The organism is Caballeronia sp. NCF2, from assembly GCF_023631205.1.
GTDB lineage: Bacteria > Pseudomonadota > Gammaproteobacteria > Burkholderiales > Burkholderiaceae > Caballeronia > Caballeronia zhejiangensis.
The window spans coordinates 79,295-95,974 of sequence record NZ_JALQDN010000001.1 but is presented as its reverse complement, the minus strand read 5'-3'; the positions used below and the strand labels follow the sequence as shown (position 1 = coordinate 95,974).

The window sequence follows — 16,680 nt, the reverse complement described above, 5'->3', positions numbered from 1 at the left end:
CCACGCTTCGTTGCCGATAAGACAACAAGGTCATGACACACAGCATCAACAATCAACCGCTACCAAAATCGCTACGTACCCAACTGGAAAATACCGTCAAGGCGGCCCGGGAAGTGGCGGAAAAGGCGGCCAGTGGAGCGCTGGCCCAGATGGCGGTGGCGGAAGCGAAGGCGCCTGACTATCTGACCGACGAGTCCAAGGCTCTGCGCCGACGTCTGCGTGCTCACGGTCGCGCATTGGGTGATGCGAAGTTCAGTGACGACACGCAAGCCGTCCAACACCTGGTGTGGGAGGTGGCCTATGAGCACTGGCATCGCATGTTGTTTGCCCGTTTCCTCGCGGAGAATGGTCTGCTGTTGTGGGAGCCAGGTGCTGCGGTGTCGCTTGATGAGTGCGAAGCGCTCGTGCAGGAGACTGACCCGGCGATGAATCTGGGTGCCAAGACCAAGTGGGAATTAGCGGGCAAGCTGGCCGCTCGTATGCTACCGCAGGTATTCAAGCTCCGTAGTCCAGTGTTCGAGTTGGCCTTCGCGCCGGAACATCAGCGTGAGATGGAACGCCTGCTGGCTGCATTGCCCGACGAGGTTTTCAAGGCCAGCGATAGCCTGGGGTGGGTCTACCAGTTCTGGCAGTCCAAGCGCAAGGACCAGGTGAATGCCTCGGAAGTGAAGATTGGCGCCGACGAGCTGCCCGCAGTCACCCAGCTTTTCACCGAACCGTATATGGTGGACTTCCTGCTCCACAATACTTTGGGGGCTTGGTGGGTAACGCGCTATCCAGAAAAGGAATGCCCTGTCCCCCTTAGCTATTTGCGAACGCTCGATGACGGTACACCGATTGCCGGCCAGCTTGAAAGCTGGCCCGACAAACTTGCCAATTTTAAATTGTTGGACCCATGTTGTGGCTCGGGACATTTTCTGGTCGCGGCCTTCCTACTGTTAGTTCCAATGCGTATGGCAACAGAATGCCTATCCGCCTCGGATGCGGTGGATGCCGTTTTGACTGAAAACATTTTTGGCCTGGAAATCGACCCTAGATGTGTCGAAGTGGCTGCGTTTGCTCTTGCTTTCACCGCGTGGCGATACCCCGATGCCGGTGGGTACAGAAATCTGGACAACCTAAACATCGCTTGCACTGGTCTGCCTATCTCAGCAAGCGAGTCTGAGTGGTTGGCGTTGGCTAATGGTAATCGAAGTATAGAGGTGGCACTATCTGAACTCTACAGGTCGTTCAGCAACGCACCAATACTAGGAAGTTTAATTGACTTCCGGCGAGGACTTACGGGAAGTCAACTCTTTGATACAGATTGGGATGATGTTCAGCCTTTTCTGGAGGCGGCAATTACCAACGAGGCAGGAGCTGAAGTCGGTGAATTAGGAGTGGTCGCCAAGGGTATTGCGCACGCGGCAAAGTATCTCGCCGGGGAGTATCACCTTGTAGTAACCAACCCTCCATACCTTGTACGTGGCAAACAGTCGGACAAATTGCGCGAGTACCTGACCTATTACTATCCAGCAGGGGATGCGGACCTCGCGACCGTTTTCCTGGAAAGATTCAAAAGCTTCTTGGCGGAGGGCGGGATTCACGCATCCGTAACTCCGCTGAATTGGTACTATATCAAGTCCTATAAGGGGCTTCGCGACGACCTACTTCACGATACATGTATTCGCGTCGCGGCAAAGGTGGGGTCGGGAGCTACCGCGAAGGCAAGTTGGGACGTTTTGCGGGCTCTCGCGATAGTCTCCAAGCAGACTGCATTGCCAGACGGAACCGTGGCGGGGTTGGAGGCGCCTGCGTCGGACGAGGATGGTCGAGCCAAACAACTTAGGACCGGAAAGATAAATGTCGCTACGGTTGAAAAAATCCGTGAAGCGCCCGATTCGAAATTTGTTTTTGAGTCAGATTCATCGTCGGGGCGACTCGAAAACTACGTGTGGTCATATCAAGGTCTTGCGACGGCCGATTTCGCGCGCTACGGACGCAAATTTTGGGAAATTCGGCTCCCCGATGCGGAATGGGTGTTTCAGCACAGCACATTCCCTAGCATTTGCAATTATGCTGGCTTGGAGCACGTTTTGCATTGGCAAAAGGGTGTCGGCGCCTTGGCTGCCAGCCCGACTGCGCGTATTCAAGGCCTCGGGGCACTTGGGAGGAAAGGCGTTGTCGTGACACAGACAAGAACCCTCCCTTCGTCACTGTATCTCGGCGAATTCTTCGATAACAATGTGGCCGTGCTTGTGCCGACGGATGAAGAAAACTTGGCGGCAGTTTGGGCCTATTGTTCGTCGGAAGAGTACTACGTAAATGTCCGAAAACTCGACGAAAAGCTCGGTGTAACCAATGCGACGCTCGCCAAAGTTCCGTTCGACTTAAAGCATTGGCAACGAATTGCCGCTGAACGTTTCCCCGAAAATGTCTTGCCTGAGCCGTATTCAGACGACCCGACGCAGTGGATATTTCACGGCCATCCGCAATTTGCAAATGACTCGTTGCAGGTCGCTGTAGCGAGGCTGCTTGGATACCGCTGGCCCGCAGAGTCCGATTCGACGATGGTCATTTCGGACAGAGCGCGTGCGCTTGCGAATCTTTGCCACAAATTTACAGACCTACTAGACGACGATGGCATTGTTTGCTTTCCCTCAGTTCGAGGTGAGAAGCCTGCTCATGAGCGCTTGCTGAACTTGTTAATTGCAACTTGGGACACTATCACGCCTGGCAGTTGGAAGCCCAACACGTTGGACAAACTATTGGCTAACGCCGACAGCGCTGGGAAGGGACTGGATGCGTGGCTGCGCGATAAGTTTTTCGAACAGCATGCCAAGATTTTTCACTATCGCCCCTTCATTTGGCACATCTGGGATGGCCTCAAAGACGGCTTCGGGGCGCTCGTGAACTACCACCAGCTCGACGCCAAGAATCTGGAGCGCCTCATCCATACGTACCTGGGCGACTGGATTCGCCAGCAAGAGGCGGGCGTGCGCGATGGCGTCGACGGCGCCCAAACTCGCCTGGCCGCTGCCCAGGACCTGAAGCGGCGCTTGGAGCTCATCCTCGAAGGTGAACCGCCCTACGACATCTTCGTGCGCTGGAAGAAGCTCTCCGAGCAGCCCATCGGCTGGAACCCTGACCTCAACGACGGCGTGCGCCTGAACATCCGCCCCTTCGTGGCTGCGGAGGTCCTGCGCCACAACAAGAAGCCTAAGCTCAACATTTCGTGGGAAAAAGACCGCGGGAAGGACTTTGAAAGTGCACCGTGGTACCCGGTGTTCAAGGGAGAGCGCATCAATGACCATCATTTGACGGTGGCGGAGAAGAAAGCCGCTATAGGGGACGAGAGATGCTGCTCACCAGCCTGAAGATTGAACACTACCGGGGCATCAAGGCACTTGAGCTTTCGCTGGGTCCGACGACTGTTCTCGTGGGCGAGAACAACTGTGGCAAGACCACCGTGCTTCATGCCTTGCGTGCGTGCCTGTCTGCGTTGCGGTCCTCAGGACGTGCTTCTCCATTCGAGGAGTTCGACCTGCACTTCGACAGCCGGAGTGCAGACCCGACCACCGCACCACCCATTGTTATCACGCTGACCTTCGAGGAAGCGAAGGCGGGAGAGTGGCCGGACGACATCGAGCAGCGTCTCGGCGGGGATGGCGGGGTGATAGTGCTGGTGCCACCCGATGACCGAAGTCGTGTCCAATTGCGCGTCAGCGCCCAGTACTCTCCAGTCATCCAGGAAATCGAGACTACATTTGAGTTCCTCGATGCCGTTGGAAATCCGTTGCCTGCGAAGAGCCGCGGTCGCCTGACAGGCTTGCAACAACTTCGGCCTTTGTTCTACCTCTCGGCTCTGCGTGACGCTGGCAAGGAGTTTTCCCGCACGTCGCAGTTTTGGTCCCCCTTCGTCAAGAATTCGCAGATTGACGAGGCGACGAAGGCTGCCATCGAAACGCAGCTCGAGGACATCAACGCACAAATCATCGAAGCTCACGGAACGTTCAAAGGTGTCCGCGAGCATCTGGCTAAGGTGCAAGAGCTGGTGGCACTCGGTGGACAAGACGTTGTCAGCGTCGATGCGGTTCCTGCACGGGTGTTTGACATGCTGAATCGTACCCAAGTGAGCATTGCGTCGGCTACAGGCGCACGCTTACCTATAGGGCGACATGGAGAGGGTACGCAGAGTCTGACTGTTCTGATGCTGTTCGATGCCTTCCTCAAATCAGAGCTGGCTAGGAAGCAAGGCGTCAAGGAATCGAAGCCCATCGTCGCGCTGGAGGAGCCGGAAGCCCACCTGCATCCGAATGCAGTTAGGGCGCTCTGGAAGACCATTGAGGATATTGATGGCCAGAAGCTTGTCGCCACACACTCGGGTGACTTGCTGTCAGAGGTTGACGTCCATGCGATTCGGCGCTTGCACAAAAAAGACGGGCAGGTTGCCGTTGGAGCGATACACCAAGGGCTTCTTGACGAACGTCAGTTGCAAAAATTTGATTACTTCGTGCGCAGAACTCGCGGCGAATTATTCTTCGCCAGGGTGTGGATTCTGGTCGAAGGAGAGACAGATGTAATCATCCTGAGTGGCGCAGCCAGAGCACTAGGAATTGAGGTAGAACAAGCTGCAGTTCGTATAGTCGACTATGCGCAGAGTGACCTTTCTATTTTCATCGCTGCGGCTGACTCGCTCGGCATCCTATGGCACGTCTTTTCGGATGGCGATGCCGCGGGAGCGAAAAACCTGAAGAAGGCACGTGACGCTCTCGCAGGTAGGCCGGAGAAATCCCATTTGACGTTACTTCCGAATGGTGAGCCTATCGAGCCATTCTTGTGTAGGAATGGTTTTGTCGAAATCTATGAAGAGCATGCCAGCCCGCAGAATCGCCCGCGTTACATAACAGTCGACAAAGACAATGATGCGTACCCGAGCCAGCTATATCAGTGTCTTCCCAATAACGGGAAACCATCGGCTGCCCACGCAGTTGTTGCCTCAATGATTACTCGTGGCAGAGATTCCGTGCCCACGGAAATTGCCGAATGCTTAGGGACAGCAATGAAGCTTGCGGAGGGTAGGTGATGGACTTCCTGGCCAAACTCAATGACAGCCAACGCGCCGCCGCGATGTGGAACGAGGGGCCGCTGTTGGTCCTTGCTGGTCCCGGTTCCGGCAAGACAGCGACTTTGACTGCCCGTGTGGCACGCCTCGTCGAACAGAGTCGCGACGAGTCATATCGGATTCTATGTTTGACCTTCACCAGGAAGGCCGCTGCGGAAATGCGCGAGCGTCTGTTGAAGTTGGTTCCAGATGCGCGGGACCGGGTCCTGCTAACCACGTTTCACTCGTTTGCTACCGACATCCTGAGACAGCACGGCAGCCATTTTGGACTGAGCCCTGACTTCGAGATTCTTGAGGAGTCTGAGCGTGTCGGGCTTCTAAGGTCGGTGCTGGCAGAGAAGTCGGACGAGCTCACCAAGTTCGTTTCGGCAGAGAAGGCGTTGACCGCCATAGACTTTCTTCTCCGTAACGTTACCCCTGAAGCCCAGGTTCCATCCTTGCTGAAGGATGCAGAGGCGGGCCTGCAGCTTCAAACGCTGTTCGTCCGCTACAAGGAATTGCTGAAGCAGCAGAATTGCTTGGACTACGGGTCCATCTTGTACTTCTGCGAGGAGTTGCTTCGCGAACGCCCTCGCGTTAGCAAGCAGCTTCGGACGGTGTATCGGTTTGTCTGCGTGGACGAATTTCAGGACACAAATGCAGCGCAGTACCGGGTGCTTCGGGTCTTGGTTCCCGACAGGGACGCCAACGTCTTCATCGTCGGCGACGACGACCAGACCATATATCAATGGAACGGTGCGAGTCCGGCCCGTGTGAAGGAACTCGAGCAGCACTATGACTTGACCACCATTCAGCTCCCGGAAAACTACAGGTGCCCCCCAGAAGTGGTGGCGCTTGCGAATGCACTTATCGTCCACAACGGTGAGCGGTCGCCGGACAAAAAACCGTTGCTCCCGATGAAGGTTGGCTCTAGCACGAACCCTATCCAGCTTCTGTCGTTTGAAGATGACCAAAAGGAGGCAGAGGGTATTGCTGAATGCGTGGCTGCTCGGCTGAAGAACGGCGCACGTCCTGCCGATATTGTTGTCCTGGCGCGCGCAACCAAGCTCTTGGAGCGGGTCCAAAGGGCGCTGGACGCGCTGTCAGTGCCGAGCCATGTCCAACGACGGAAGTCCCAGTTCGAGAGTGCGCCGATGCGGTTCGTAATGTCGGCGCTGAAACTAGCGTTGGTACGGTCCGACGACGATTTGGCCTCGATGGTAACCAAGGCTCTGTCCGACTGCGTGGAGCAAGACTCCAGTGAAGAGGACCTCGCTGGATTTTCCGCCGCACTCAACGGGGACCAATTAGAGGCGCTTGGCGCGCTAGTAGCTGACAGTCCCGCCGTGGCTAAAGAGCTTCAAGACGCTGTCTTGGTGCTGGTTCAGGGACGATATGCCGAATTCATCCAGGAGACTCTGGCGTACTTCGACGCCGTCGAAAGCGCTGGCCGAGACGGAGTAGACGAGCAGTACGCCGAGTACACAACGGAGCGAAATGTTTGGCAAAACATCATTCGTGAGATTGGCGGCGAGGATGAAGCTTACTCTCTGTCATTGGGACAGTTCCTACAAGAGCTTGCGCTGGCGAACAAGACCCCAGAGGCACCCTCAAACTCAGTGCGCTGCCTGACTATTCACAGCTCAAAAGGACTGGAGTTTCTGCATGTTTATCTGGTCGGCATGTCCGAAGACCAGTTGCCGTCCTTCCAAAGCAAGAAATCGGGAGACGATAGTCGGGAGATGCAGGAAGAGCGCCGCAATTGCTTTGTTGCGATTACTCGAACGATAGAAACGCTGACCATGAGTTACGGTGAAAGGTACAACGGATGGCGCAAGGCGCCGTCTCGGTTTCTTTTCGAGATGGGCGTGTTGGCGTCAGGGGGCGAAGTTTGAGAGAACAAGACTCACTGAACTGGACTCCTTCAGGGAGCAAGCAACGTAAGCCCGGTCTGCACGGTGTTTAAGATGGCTGCAACGCGACAACAACCTTCATCTCCTGTCCAACTCGGCACTGCGCTGGCATCTGCGCTGCAAGCTGCGGCTAAGGGTAACTCGCTCACGGCCACACCTGCTGCGGCGGTTCTTTGGCCGGACAAGGAGGGGCAGTGGCTGGCCGCCTTGCCGGACCTTAGGAATCTGATGCCCAGCTTGTGCATGCTCGGTGCCTACGACCCTGCCAAGCGGACCGGCCCCTCGGTTTGGCTTAAGTGCGCCATTGCCGGTCTGGTTCCTGAGGTTCAATTCGACAGTGTGCCCGTGGTCTATCTGCCCGGCGTTAGCCGTGCGGAACTGCGTGCCATTGAAAGCTGCCCGCGCGACCTGCAGCCGCTCGCTGAGTTGCAGTATCGTGGCGTGTTCTGGAGCCAGGCCAATGCCAAGGACTGGACTCTGAGTGCCTTTCTTGCCTCGAAGAACGGCGGCCTGGGATTGGATGTGGCACAAGACAAGGCTACTCAGGAGGCATTGCGGCAAGCGCTTCAGACCGGCGTACTGCTGGAATGTAGCTTGGAAGACCTCAAGGGGCGCGCTATCACTGCGGAGTGGTTGTTGGGCCTGCTGGCACCCAACCCCACCCGAGACCTGCTGCAGTGGATGAACGAGCCGGAGGCGACCCGCAAGCAGTGGGGCGATGTGTTGTGGGAAGTGTTTGCGAAACGCTGCAAAGCAGACTACGGCTTTGACCCGGTAGCGGACGGCGTATTAGTGGCAGCAGAGCGACTGGCGAGGCGCGAAGGTAAATGGGCTGCGGCTTTTGTGCTCTATAGCGATTCTTTCGGCAGCTTCCCGAACGTCTTTAACCTGCTAGCCAAGTTGCAGACACCACAGATGGGCCTGTTCCCGGAACACGCTCATCTGTCTGGCTATCCCCAAGCCAATGAGCTAGAAGAGTCGGCTTTGCGCGGCGCCTTGTCCTCATGCGCCTCCATGGACGCATCTGCGGCGCGTGCCGCAGTGTTAGAGGCTGAGCAGGAACACGGCCATCGCCGGAATTGGCTATGGGCGCGAATGGGGAAGTCGCCTTTGGTCGCTGCACTTCAGCACCTAGCGGATGTTGCCAGTCGAAGCGCCACCGCCCCCATCGGGCAAACACCGGCCGAACTTGCACAGAGCTACCAGGAGACGGGCTGGCCGGTAGACCATGCCGCGCTACAGGCGCTGGCATGCGTCCATACCAAGAGTGACCTGGGAGCAGTCGGCGCTGCGCTTCGAGCCATGTATCTTCCGTGGATGGAGGAGGCTGCGCGCAGACTACAGGAAGCGGCAAAGGCGTCAGGTGGTCTGCCGCCGATGCATTCTACCCAGACTACGGACATAAACGCCGGGACGTGCGCCATCTTTGTGGACGGTTTGCGATACGACGTGGCGGTACAACTGCAACAGCGCCTTTCGGTTTTAGGCCCTGCCAGCCTTTCGGCCCGCTGGACCAGCCTGCCTTCAGTCACGGCTTCTGGGAAAGCGTGGTGCTCGCCTGTGGCAACTTACATTACCGGCACTGCCGAGGATGTCGAGTTTGAGCCTCGGGTTTCAGCAGATGGAAAGCCCCTTTCTTCACCCAATCTCCGAAAATTATTGTCGGAACATGGCGTGCAGCCGCTGTACCAGCATGAATCCGGAGACCCTCAGGGGCGAGCCTGGACTGAAGCCGGAGACCTTGACCACTACGGACATGAGCACGGTGTGCGTCTCGCGCGGGACCTGGATACGCAGTTGGGCCAAGTGGTTGAGCGGGTCAGCGAGCTACGTGACGCCGGCTGGAAGCGGATTCGCATCGTTACAGACCACGGCTGGCTTCTGATGCCTGGAGGGTTGCCCAAGTCGGATTTGCCGAAGCACCAGGTCGAGACACGTTGGGGGCGTTGTGCGGTCCTGAAAGACAGTGCGCACGCCACTCCGCTGACCTTTGGCTGGGATTGGTGCAAGGACGTGCAAGTTGCGTACGCACCGGGAATTTCAAGTTTTACCGCCGGCGTTGAGTACACCCACGGTGGCATCAGTCTGCAGGAATGTCTGGTTCCCTTGATAGAGCTGGACTTTGCGAGTGTCGCTGGGACGACGGGTTCGGTGACGATTCAGTCGGTGACGTGGAAAGGGCTGCGGTGCACCGTCATCGTGGAAGGGGCGTCAGCAGGCCACCGTGTCGATATTCGTACCAAGGCTGCACTGGCGTCCAGTTCGTTGGCTGCTAGCGTCAAATCGCTGGAAGGTGGCAAGGCTAGTATTGCAGTTGCCGATGACGAGCATATGGGCTCTGTGGCGCTCGTGGTGGTGCTAAGTGCCGACGATGAAGTGCTTCAGAAACAGGCCACTACAGTAGGAGAGCAATAGTTATGCAACTCGACGAATTGGACCGTAAGGCCACAACGGCCTTCGAAGGCTATGTCGTGCGGAAGGATTTGGTTCGCACCTTTAGCCGCCAGTTCCCGGTGCCCACCTACGTTGTGGAGTTCCTCCTAGGCAGGTACTGCGCAACAACCGATGAAGCCGAGATTCAGGAGGGGCTTGACATCGTGCAGCGGCAGTTGGCTTCGCGTACTGTCAAAGCGGGTGAGGAGGAACTGTTTAAAGCTCGCGCGCGCGAGTCCGGCTCCGTGAAAATCATCGACATCATCACTGCTCGCCTGGATTCGAAGACCGACTCGTACGTTGCTAGTTTGCCCAGCTTGCGTCTGAACGACGTCCGCTTGACGCCCGAGATGGTGAAGGACAATGAGCGCATTTTGACCGGCGGCTTCTACGCCGAAGTCACGCTCGGCTACGACGCGTCAATTGCTCAGGAAAAAGGTGGCCGACCGTTCGGTGTGGACGCACTGCGCGCTATTCAACTCTCGAAGCGCGAAGTACTGGACGTGCTGGCCAAGGGGCGCGAGAGCTTTTCGACGGCCGAGTGGCGTGACCTGCTGCTTCGCAGCGTTGGCTTTGAGCCAGTAGCCTTGCCCGAGCGGGCCAAGGATGCGCTGCTGCTGCGCATGGTTCCTTTCGTCGAGCGCAACTACAACCTGGTTGAGTTGGGTCCGCGTGGCACTGGCAAGTCTCACCTATTCCAGCAAGTCTCGCCCTACGCGCACCTGATTTCCGGTGGCAAGGCTACAGTAGCGCGGATGTTCGTCAACAACGCCAACGGGCAGCGTGGCCTGGTGTGCCAGTACGACGTGGTCTGCTTCGACGAGGTATCCGGCGTTTCCTTCGACCAGAAGGACGGCGTGAACATCATGAAGGGCTACATGGAGAGCGGTGAGTTCTCGCGTGGCAAGGAGAGCATCCGTGCCGACGGCTCCATCGTGCTAGTGGGTAACTTCGATGTCGACGTCGAGCACCAGCAGCGTGTCGGCCATCTGTTCGGCCCGCTGCCCCCTGAGATGCGCGACGACACGGCCTTCATGGACCGCATTCACTGCTTCCTGCCGGGCTGGGACGTGCCTAAGCTGAACCCGAGCGTGTTTACCGAACACTTCGGCTTGGTGAGCGACTTCCTGTCCGAGTGCTTCACCCAGTTGCGCAACCAGAGCCGTGTCCCAACGCTACAGGGCCGCGTCTATTGGGGCGGCGCCTTATCTGGCCGCGACCTGAATGGCGTCAACAAGACTGTCAGCGGTCTGCTCAAGCTGCTCTACCCGAACGCTGAAACGCCAGTGAACGATGAAGACCTGGAGTGGGCGGTGCGGCTGGCCCTCGAGGTGCGGCGCCGCGTGAAGGAGCAGCAGAAGCGCATCGGCGCGGCCGAGTTCCGCAACACGCATTTCAGCTACACCATGGGCGCGGAAGGTGTCGAAAAGTTTGTGAGCACGCCCGAACTGCAAAGCCAGGGCGGCATTGGCGATGAACCGCTGGAGTGCGGACAGATTTGGACGCTGAGCCCCGGCGGCCAAGAAGAGCACCCGGGGCTGTTCCGTCTTGAGGTCACCGAGGGACCGGGTAGCGGCGTGAGGGTGCTTAACAATCCGGTGCCCGCGGCTTTCAAGGAATCGATTCGCTGTGCCGAGCAGAATCTCTATGCAAGGGCGCAGCAACTGGTGGGAGACCGAGACCCAAGGTCGCACGAGTTTTCTGTCCAGCTACGAGGATTCGATGCCGCCAAGTCGGGCGCCAAGACTGGTGTGGCGGCACTTGTGGCGCTGGCTAGCGCGCTGCTGAAGAAGTCGGTTCGCGGTGGTGTGGTAGTAGTGGGCGAAGTGACCTTAGGCGGCACTATCGAGCCTATCCACAACGCGGTGACCTTGGCCGAAATAGCCGTTGAAAAAGGGGCTAATTCTCTACTGCTGCCTGTCTCGTGCCGGCGTCAACTCTTTGACTTGTCGGACGAGATGGCGACCAAGCTGGACATCGAGTTCTACCAAGACGGCCGGGATGCCCTTCTAAAGGCGCTTACCGAATAGCGTTGTAAGGACATGGTCACCGCTTTGCGAAGGCCAATCGGCAAGCCAAGCATTCCACGTTTATTGGCCTCGCTGCGGGTCAGAGCGAACGACTTCCGGTTATGCCACCTCGACTTGTGGTAGCATAACCGGAAGCCAACTGCCTCTGGAGGCGCACTTGACGCACGCTCTGCCCGGCATTCCCCCGCTCCATAATGACGCTGCAAGCTCGATTATCAGCGACTCTGAACTCGTCGCAAGCCGATTGAAAGTGTTGCAGCCGAGTCTCGACGAAATGTTGCTGCGGGAGGCCAACGAGCACGGCTACCGTCATCGCCTCGAGGCAACGCCTCTGCACGCCCCGACTGCTGCCGGGACCTACCATTGGAATGGCACCGTGTACGCGTTGCGGTCGTCATTAGCCGAACGCAAATGGGCACCCCAGGACCTGAGAAACTGCCCCTTCATTGTTTCGCCGGACAAGACCGTTGCAATCGCGGTTATGACCGGTGACATGGACACCGGACTCGAGAAGGGGAACCCGACTAACCAAGCGCAGAAGGGCGTGGTGCTCAAGCAGGCGGTCGCCAACAACCAGCAGCTCGAGCTCTTCAACCCGTCCGCGGTCTCCAACGACCTCGCCCGCACGAAGGACGCGACGCAACTTTGGATTTTGCTCTATCACGTTGCGACAGGCGCGGACGGAAAGCCTGAACTCCGGGCCGAGCTCTCGTTGCCTTCCCGCTTCGAGCGTAAGCGTATTGTTGGATGGAAGGAGCGAATCATCCTCGCGGCAATCCGACCTGACGGTGAAGCCGTCATTGAACAGGACCAGCCGACCGGACCTATTGATGTTCCTGTCTTGCGCCGTTCCGGCACTTCGTAACTGAGAGCCAATGTTTGTTAACCCGTCGAGACTGGAATTTGCACGCACCCGTCGTGGGTGGACGAAGGCGCGCCTTGCGAAAGAGCTTGGCCTGCAAGTGCGTTCTATTCAGGGATACGAGTCTGGCGAGTATGCACCGGAACCGGAAAAACTCGCGTTGATTGGCGACCTCCTCCGTTTTCCGGTCGAATTCTTTTCGGGCGATGACTTGCCGACAATCTTGCCGGAGTCAGCGAGCTTTCGCTCGATGTCGAAGATGTCTGCTACCCTGCGGCACACAGCGTTGGGGGCGGGCGTGACCGCATTTGTTCTGAACGATTGGATTGAGGCGCGCTTCTGTCTTCCCGAAACAGATATGCCGGATTTGAGTGACCTTTCGCCAGAAGATGCAGCGGCGACACTGCGAAGGATGTGGGGACTCGGAGAGGCGCCTATCGGTAATCTCATTCATCTTCTCGAGTCGAAAGGAGTGCGCGTCTATTCGCTCGCAATCGAAGCGCGTGAAGTCGACGCTTTCAGCGTTTGGCACCAAGAACGCCCGTTTGTCTTCCTCAATACCATCAAATCCGCAGAACACAGTCGATTCGATGCGGCTCACGAACTTGGACACCTTGTTCGTGACCGACATACGATGCTTCATGGCGACGCGCATAGTCCGGAAATGGAACGACAAGCAAACGCGTTCGCCTCGGCATTTCTGATGCCGCGAGCCAGCGTTCTTGCACGCAATCCCAATCTGGTAACGATAGACAAACTCATTCAGTTGAAGAAGACGTGGGGCGTGTCGCTCGCGGCCTTGGCATACCGGATGAATCAGCTGGGATTGTTCTCAGAATGGGCTTACCGCAATCTCTGCATTCAAATAGCGAGGAATGGCTATCGTACGTCGGAACCCAGTCCGATGCGGTCAGAAGTATCACAGATGTTACGCAAGGTTTTTGATGCGCTGCGCGCGGACGGTATTAGTCGGAGCGCGATTGCACGTGACCTTTGTATGGCGAAGGAAGACATCGACAATCTAACCTTCGGGCTGGCGTTGTCTAGCGTCTCGCTCACGGGTTTGTAAACGGCATTATTTACAGCGCCGTAGCGCGAGCGGCGGTTGAAGCTCAGAGTCGGACGCGCGGAGTAATGTAACGTCGCCTTTTCGTAGACTTGTGCTGCCATGGCCGGATGTATCCTCGTCCGGCCATCTTGGTATGCCTCCCCCTCACAGAGTCTTCCGTGCGCACCCCGCCCAGTCCACGTCGACAGTTGACGCGCATATCGCGCTGTTGCGCTGTTGCGACAGTGCAAGGTGACGTTGACAAATCAATAAACCGAGATTTGCCTTTAAAAAATGAAAAATAGGCTATTTTATATTATACGAAATAGACAAATAAGGCATTTCACGCTATACGTTTTTCATTAAAATGCGAAAAACGTCATTTCACGCTATACCATGCTGCATTGGTGGTTATTTATATTTCGCATTGGAAAATAGCTGATGATGCAAACTCCATCTGACGAACGGAGTGTGCATTGAAAGAAAAAACTAGGTTTGAAGTAGTCGAAGACATCGAGGAAAACTCGAGTATTTACGAAAGCGAGATAAAAGTTCGAGTCACAATTCGTCGCGACCTTGAATATAAGCCTTCTCAGTTTACGGCGGGTCCGTATTGCCTCGACGTGCGGGTCGGCCACCAACATCTCTCGCACTACGGGTTGTCCGAAATGTGTGCTCGCGAGTTGGCGTGTCGCCTTTTGCTTCGACATGTCAAAGGAATCGCTCCGATACTGCATTAACCAGCGCGTGTCATCGGGCGCGGCGTCTCCCGCAATGTTTTTCGCGACATGTCGCCGCTATATATCCTTGTGGACGGGGTCCTTCATCCCGGACCCTGAGACAACCGAACAACTACATTCACCAACACCGCCATGACGGATAGCCCCTTGCAACACAAGCCGCTCTTACGCATTGTCACCAGCGAGTCGATATTTGGCTCATCTCAAGCACGCACAGCCGTCAAGCCAAAGGCCCCTGTTCGCCGCCGGACCAAAGCTACCGTTGCTACGGCGGGCGATTATCCGCTGCGGGCCATTCTCGACATCCCAATCCCGTGGGTGTCAAAGCGGACCGTAGAACAATTGTGTCATCTCGATACGCCAGACGCTGCACTAACGGACGAGCAGCGCAAAGAGCGTTGCCTGCTTCGCGAATATGGACTGGAAGTGAAACAGGCAATTGGTGCATTGCCTGCGGCAATCGTACTGACAAGGAAGCGCTTGTTCAGGAGAACCCTGTCTAAATTCAAGCATCTCGCGAACCTACTCGAAGAGAGCGGTGGCGTCGTGCCATACACCCCTGGATACCCGCGCATCGACACGGAGTCCTCTCCACCCGCGCCGATGAGCCAGTCCGGCACTCCACTGTTGGCGGTGCTGCAGGCAAAGCTCACGCCCGATTTGACCGTCGAGCAGGTCTGTCACATTCCTATCGCTGAAGAACTGCTATCACCCAGGGCGGAATTCTTCTTGGAAGATATGCGCCTCCTTCGGGAAGCGGGCCTGGGCACGGCTTATTTTGATGAAGCGAGGTTGCCTGGCACAACCATCCCAGAAGGGATTGTGCTGGTAGATGAGAGAGCATTTGCAGCAACGTTCCCCGAACTGGCTCACCTTATTCCCCTGCTGAAAGAGGTAGAGGGTGTGGTTCCGTACACGCGGGGGCTTCCTCGAATTATAAGGCGTTCGACAACACCGAGAGTCGGGACGCATCTGCGATTGGTGTCAACCAGTCGAGCATAGGCCGGCGGGCTTTCAACTCCCGCGCAATCGCGAAACGCACGCTCCGGCCTGGCCAGTTTTGGTCGGGGCGTTCTTCGTTTCTATGGAGAGCCCCCAAGGGCGTAGCCAACCGCTCTGGGCGGCTTAACATATGTCGTTAAAAAAGCCCGCACTTCGGCGGGCGAGTTCTACTCCGTTGCAAGTCGCCACGCTTCCAGTCGCAATAGCTGATAGAAACGTTCTTCGTCTCTCGTTTCCGTCAGCCTGAATGTCAGCGCGTGCTCTGCCTTTCTAAGTTCAACAATCAACGGGAGGGCATCGAACTTTGCAGTCCAGCCTGCGCGCTTGAATTGGCCGATAGCGCCGGCCGCCCGTAGGTACAGGAGCGAGTGAGCTTCAAACTCCTTCGTAGGTTTTTCGCCCGGCGGCAATAGAAGCCTCCCATACGGGTCTTCTTGAACATCGGGCAGCGTTCGCTTTGCGCCAGTCCACGGATTGAACGACCAGACCGTATGCCGGTGGTAGTCGCGCCAGGTTGCTGCCACCTCCGGCACAACGCCTCGCTTGCCCGTTGAGGGGCAAAATATCATCTCCGTAATTTGCACCTTGCTCTCCGTATTCCCTTGAAGCAGGAACGTCTCCTGCACCTCGGTATAGAGCGTGAAAGGAAGGATGATTTACATGCCGACAGCGCGAGCATGCGCGTAGAGTTCGTTGAGCTGCTCAGCCATAGACCGCGCCGCGCGAAGTCGAGCAAGGATGGCTTCGGCTCCGAGACTTGTGCACGTGCTGTTCAGGAGCCGTTTGTACGGTGTGAGGCGATTCGTCACTCCATTGAGCGTGTCTGCGTCCATATGAGGCCGACGAGTCTGGCGGTCCTGGAGGCATCTTGACGTAGCGATTCCGTATGCCTTGCGCGAAGGCTACGGAATCCTTAATGTTTCACGCTGGGGCGACTCCCGTACCACCTGCCGACGCCGGCCCTTCTCGCATTCAGCCGTGCGCTACGCCGCGGCCCGAGCGAGCTGCAGTAATTCACACTCTTCGTGGCCTCAGGCCCCAGCTCACAAGCCGAAGGCGCGACCGACTGCAAATCCCTCACGCCAGGCTCCGCGTGACGGTTAGACGGTTAGACGAAAGCGCTGCGCACACAATCAAGTATCTCCTGCTGGAAGAGTTCCCTTCCTGCACGCGCGAATAACCAATACGCGCTTTGCGCAAAGCCAGCTCAACGATTCAAGCCCCCCAGAAATTCCTAACTATCCAGGGGGCTCTCACGCAATGCCTCGGCGGCGACCGACAAGCAGCCTAACTGGCACAAGACGTGTTCGATGCACCTCGACAGACGAGTTGCTGAATTTCACTGGCCCTCCACGCAACGCACCGGGGACCAAGTGAAACCGGCGGGGGATAGCGGCCTTCTTTCACTCCCGCGTACCAGGTTGCACGGGAAACCGGAATGAGCGCCAGCACTTCGGGAAGACGCAATAGTGAGTCATGCTGATTTTGCATGAAACAATCTCCAAATAATCGCCCTGGAGATATTTCCTCAACCCACGAATCATTATCGTGGAGCCACTCCATCATTTT

The 16,680-nt window shown here is 57.0% G+C and carries 10 protein-coding genes; 8 read left to right on the top strand and 2 right to left on the bottom strand.

Annotated features, from left to right (window positions below; translation table 11 throughout):
- The first annotated feature begins 32 nt into the window (after positions 1-32).
- The 8 genes from NCS02_RS00445 to NCS02_RS00410 all read left to right on the top strand — a co-directional run bounded on the left by NCS02_RS00445 (position 33) and on the right by NCS02_RS00410 (position 15,111).
- Positions 33-3,356, top strand: a complete 3,324-nt coding sequence (locus NCS02_RS00445; RefSeq protein ID WP_250522808.1) for an Eco57I restriction-modification methylase domain-containing protein — start codon at positions 33-35, stop codon at positions 3,354-3,356.
- On the top strand, positions 3,338-5,065 hold the full coding sequence (locus tag NCS02_RS00440; protein WP_250522807.1) for an ATP-dependent nuclease: 1,728 nt from the start codon (positions 3,338-3,340) through the stop codon (positions 5,063-5,065). The genes NCS02_RS00445 and NCS02_RS00440 overlap by 19 nt, the downstream gene beginning before the upstream one ends.
- The gene (locus NCS02_RS00435) at positions 5,065-6,978 is read left to right on the top strand and encodes an ATP-dependent helicase (RefSeq protein WP_250522806.1); all 1,914 of its coding nucleotides are present in this window, start codon (positions 5,065-5,067) and stop codon (positions 6,976-6,978) included. The genes NCS02_RS00440 and NCS02_RS00435 overlap by 1 nt, the downstream gene beginning before the upstream one ends.
- Before the next feature lie 72 nt (positions 6,979-7,050).
- The gene (pglZ, locus tag NCS02_RS00430; protein WP_250522805.1) at positions 7,051-9,411 is read left to right on the top strand and encodes a BREX-1 system phosphatase PglZ type B; all 2,361 of its coding nucleotides are present in this window, start codon (positions 7,051-7,053) and stop codon (positions 9,409-9,411) included.
- A 2-nt stretch (positions 9,412-9,413) separates the two neighbouring features.
- Positions 9,414-11,459: a protease Lon-related BREX system protein BrxL gene (brxL, locus tag NCS02_RS00425; protein WP_250522804.1), complete on the top strand. Its 2,046-nt coding sequence runs from the start codon at positions 9,414-9,416 to the stop codon at positions 11,457-11,459.
- Positions 11,460-11,616: 157 nt separating this feature from the next.
- Positions 11,617-12,324: a hypothetical protein gene (locus NCS02_RS00420; RefSeq protein WP_250522803.1), complete on the top strand. Its 708-nt coding sequence runs from the start codon at positions 11,617-11,619 to the stop codon at positions 12,322-12,324.
- Between the two features lie 10 nt (positions 12,325-12,334).
- Positions 12,335-13,390, top strand: a complete 1,056-nt coding sequence (locus NCS02_RS00415; RefSeq protein WP_250522802.1) for an XRE family transcriptional regulator — start codon at positions 12,335-12,337, stop codon at positions 13,388-13,390.
- Positions 13,391-14,256: 866 nt separating this feature from the next.
- Positions 14,257-15,111 carry a hypothetical protein gene (locus tag NCS02_RS00410; protein ID WP_250522801.1) on the top strand — a complete coding sequence of 285 codons (855 nt, stop codon included), beginning with the start codon at positions 14,257-14,259 and terminating at the stop codon, positions 15,109-15,111.
- Positions 15,112-15,278: 167 nt separating this feature from the next.
- Here NCS02_RS00410 and NCS02_RS00405 read toward each other — a convergent pair whose 3' ends face one another.
- Entirely contained in the window at positions 15,279-15,695 is a 417-nt protein-coding gene (locus tag NCS02_RS00405; protein WP_250522800.1) for a hypothetical protein, read from the bottom strand.
- A 703-nt stretch (positions 15,696-16,398) separates the two neighbouring features.
- Entirely contained in the window at positions 16,399-16,602 is a 204-nt protein-coding gene (locus NCS02_RS00400; RefSeq protein WP_250522799.1) for a helix-turn-helix transcriptional regulator, read from the bottom strand.
- Positions 16,603-16,680 lie beyond the last annotated feature (78 nt).